1 protein-coding gene and 1 pseudogene are annotated in these 3,816 nt (G+C 75.9%); both read left to right on the forward strand.

What is annotated here, in order from left to right; translation table 11 throughout:
* A partial coding sequence (locus ACFYYN_RS43320) for an ABC transporter permease (RefSeq protein ID WP_500550195.1) occupies positions 1 to 2,490 on the forward strand: 2,490 nt, incomplete at its 5' end.
* Between the two features lies 1 nt (position 2,491).
* Positions 2,492 to 3,816: pseudogene (locus ACFYYN_RS43325) on the forward strand (ABC transporter permease); the annotation flags it as partial.

Genomic DNA, 3,816 nt, shown 5'->3' on the forward strand with positions numbered 1-3,816 from the left:
GCCGACCTGAGCCGCAATCTGCTGGTGAGCCGTTCGACGCTGCTGATCAGCGCGTTGCAGCTGATCGTCCTCGCGGGCCTGGCGCTGATGCTCGTCGCGGGCCTGCTCGCCAGCGAGCGCTCCGAGGAGACCGCCCAGCTGCGGGCCCGCGGCGGCTCCCGGACCCGCATCGCGGGCCTGGCCTCCGCCGAGGCACTGCTGCTGGCGCTGCCCGCCGCCGTGCTGGCACCGCTGTTGGCCGGTCCGCTGGTGCGGCTGCTCGCCGGGCACGGGGCCCTGGCGCGGGCAGACGTGCACCTGGACGTACCGTCCTCCACGGCCTGGTGGGCCGGCGTGCTGGCCGCGCTCGCCTGCGGCGTCGCCGTGGCCTCGCCGGCGCTGCGCCGCACGGGCACCTACTCCATCGAGCGGCAGGCACGGACCCGCAAGGGCGCCCTGCCGGGTGCCGTGCAGGCGGGCACCGACCTCGCGCTGCTGCTCGTGGCGGGCCTGGGCTACTGGCAGCTGTCCCGGCGCGCGGGCGGGACGGGCGCGCTGTCCACCGACACCGCGGGGAGGCTCGGACTCGATCCGGTGCTCATCGTGGCCCCCGCGATCTGCCTGCTGGCGGGTGCGGTGCTCGCGCTGCGTCTGCTGCCGCTGGCCGCCCGCCTCGGAGAGCGGCTGGCGGCCGGTTCCCGCGGCCTGCCGACCGCGCTGGCCGGCTGGCAACTGGCCCGGCGGAGCGGCCGCGGCGCCGGCCCGGCCCTGCTGCTGGTCCTCGCGGTGTCGATCAGCATGTTCGCGATCGGCGAGAACGCGAGCTGGGAGCGGTCCCAGCGCGACCAGGCCGACTTCATGACAGGCGCGGACGTCCGCGTCGCCGGTACCTCCACGCAGCCCTTCGGACAGGGCGGCGTCTACGACCACGTCCCCGGGATCGCCGCGGTGACCCCGGCGAACCGCAGCACGGTGCCGCTGCCCCGGGGCCGCGAGGCGACGGTGCTGGCGATGGACACCACCACGGCCTCCCGGGTGACCGGGCTGCGCGACGACCTCACCGACCGGCCGTTCCCGGACCTGCTGCGCTCCCTGCGTCCCACGGAGGACGCCGCCTCGCGGGACGCCGGGTTCACGCTGCCGGACGATGCGGCACGGCTCCGCCTGACCGTCCGCCTGCAGGCCCGGGACGCCCGCGGCCGCGCGAGGACGAGCGAGATCGGCGACCGGCTGTCGGCGACCTTCACCGACCGCTACGGCGTCCCCTACTCCATCGCCCTGGGCGAGGTCCCCGCCGACGACCGACCCCACGTCCTGGAGGCGGACTTCGGCGCCGAGGCGGGCCGGGCCGTCGGCGCCGGCCCGGCCGGGCCGCTGCGCCTGACCGGGATCAAGGCCGGCTTCTCCGTGCCCCGGTCGTCCGAACACCACCGCCTGTCCGTCACAGCCCTGCAGGCGGTGGCCGCCGCCGGCGCCACGCATGCCGTACCCGTACCGGCCCGCTCCGCCTGGCAGGCCCACGCCCTCATGGGTAACCGGGACTTCACCGAGGACCCCGATCGCGGCTTCGTCTCCACACGGGCCGGCAGTCCGCGCTCCGGCGGGGGCACACCGCTGACCGTCGAGTACGACACCGGCCAGATGCTCCTCGAGGGGTACATGCCGAGCGGCTTCGACCAGGCGACCGTGATCGTGACCTCGGGACCGAAGGCCCCGGCCGCGCTGACGGGGGTCGCCACCGACTCCTTCCTGCGGGCGGTCGGCGCGAAGGTGGGCGACCCGGTGCGGATCCAGCTGGCCGGCGCGACCGTGCCGGTCCGCGTCACCGCCGCCGCCCGCGCCCTGCCCACCGCCGCACCCAAGGACAAGGACACCGACGGCGGGGCGCTGCTGCTGGACCTGCGCTCCGTCAACACTCTGTTGAACGGGACCGACCAGGGCTCCCTGGCACCCGGCGAATGGTGGCTGGCGGCCGAGCCCGGCGCGACCGCCCGCGTCGCCTCGGCGCTGCGGGCCCGCGGCGACATCACCTCGCTCCTGGTGCGCGACGAGCAGCGGACCGAGCTGCAACGCGATCCGCTCGGCGCCGGGCCGGTGTCCGCGCTGCCCGCCGCCGTCGTGACCGCCGTGGTGCTGGCCGCGCTCGGCTACAGCGTGGCGGCTGCCGGAGCGCTGCGCGAACGCTCCCAGGAGTTCGCGATGCTGCGGGCGCTGGGCACCCCGCGCCGCTGGCTCGCCCGGGTGATCGCCGCCGAGCAGGGCCTGGTCATCCTGGTCGCGGTGGGCGTCGGCGCCGTACTCGGCGGACTGCTGACCCGGCAGGTCGTCCCCCTGATCGTCCTGACGGCCCGCGCGCAGAGCCCGGTCCCCGAGGTCCGGGTGGAACTGCCGTCCGGCCCGCTGGCCGTGCTGCTGATCGCCGTCACCGTGCTGCCCCTGCTCGGCGTCATGCTCACCGCGTGGCGGTCCGCCGACCCGGCCCAGGCGCTGCGGCGCCAAGGAGGTGAATGACGTGGCCGAGCCCCGTTCCCGACGCAGCGGTGACGTCTCCTGGATCCGCGCCCGGCTGCGCGCCGCCCCCGGCGGGACGCTGGCACTCGCCGCGCTGGTGTTCGTCACGGCGTTCCTGGCGGCCGCGCTGCCGCGGGCCGTCGACGGCTACGAGGACACCGCGCTGCGTGACACCGTGTCACAAGCGTCGTTGCCGGGCCGCAGCGTCACCATGTCGCTCCAGGTCTCCCAGCTGTCCGTCCCCTTCGGCCCCGAGGCGCTGCTCACCCCGCGGTCGCTGAAGGCGACGGAGGCGCAGTTCCAGCGTCTCGTGCGACCTCCGCTGGCGCTGGACGCGGACCGGACCGTGTACGGCGTGCGTTCCGTGGAAACGGTCGCCACCGACCCCGGACTGACCCGGTTCCCCGCGGTGGACCCGCTCCCCCCGAAGGGCACCCTGGTGGCCCAGCCCGACCTCGCGGCGAACACCCGGCTCCTCGAGGGACGTCTGCCCCGGCCCGGCGCCGACGCCCACAGCGTCGAAGCGGTGATCACCGACCGCACCGCCGAGGCCATGAAACTGCGCACCGGTTCGGCCTTCCACCTCCAGGACGCGGTCGGATCCGTCATGACCGTCCGGGTCACCGGGATCGTCACGCCCCGGACACCCGGCGCCGCCTGGTGGAACGCGGAGTCCGACCTGCGCAGGCCCAGCCTGCGCTCACTGCCCAGCCCGGGCAACGATCCCGTACGCTACTGGCACTTCACCGCGCTCATCGACCAGAACGCCACCAAGGCCCTGCTGAGTCTGCAGGACGGCGCTCTGGCCTACTGGCACCACCCCGCGGACGTCGACGCGCTCACCGCGCAGGACGTCCCCGCGCTGCGCGACCGGCTGTCCGCGCTGACGGCGGGCCCTGCCGCGGCGCAGTTGCAGACCAGGCAGCGCGGCCTGCGTGTCGAGGAGCAGGGACTCGCCGAACTCCTCGGCCCCTTCGTCGCCGAGCGCACCGCCGCGCAGCCGCTGGTCCTGGTCGCCGCCGTCGGCGTGGGCACCGTCGGCGCCGTCGTGCTGCTCATGGCGGCAGGCCTGTCGGCGAACCGGCGCAGGGCCGAGTTCACCCTGCTGCGGGCCCGCGGCATCAGCATGGGCTCGCTCACCGGCCGGCTGCTGGCGGAGAGCGCGGTCGTGGCGGTGCCGTCAGCTGCGGCCGGCATGGCCGTGGCGCTGCTCCTGCTGCCTGCCGAACGCGCCGCGCTCGCCGTGTGGTCGGCCACCGCCGTGGGCGTGCTGGCCACGGTGAGCCTGCCGCTGCGGGCGGCTGCGACGGCTCGCCGGCCGCGCCC

The organism is Streptomyces sp. NPDC001902 (assembly GCF_042891295.1).
Lineage (GTDB): Bacteria > Actinomycetota > Actinomycetes > Streptomycetales > Streptomycetaceae > Actinacidiphila.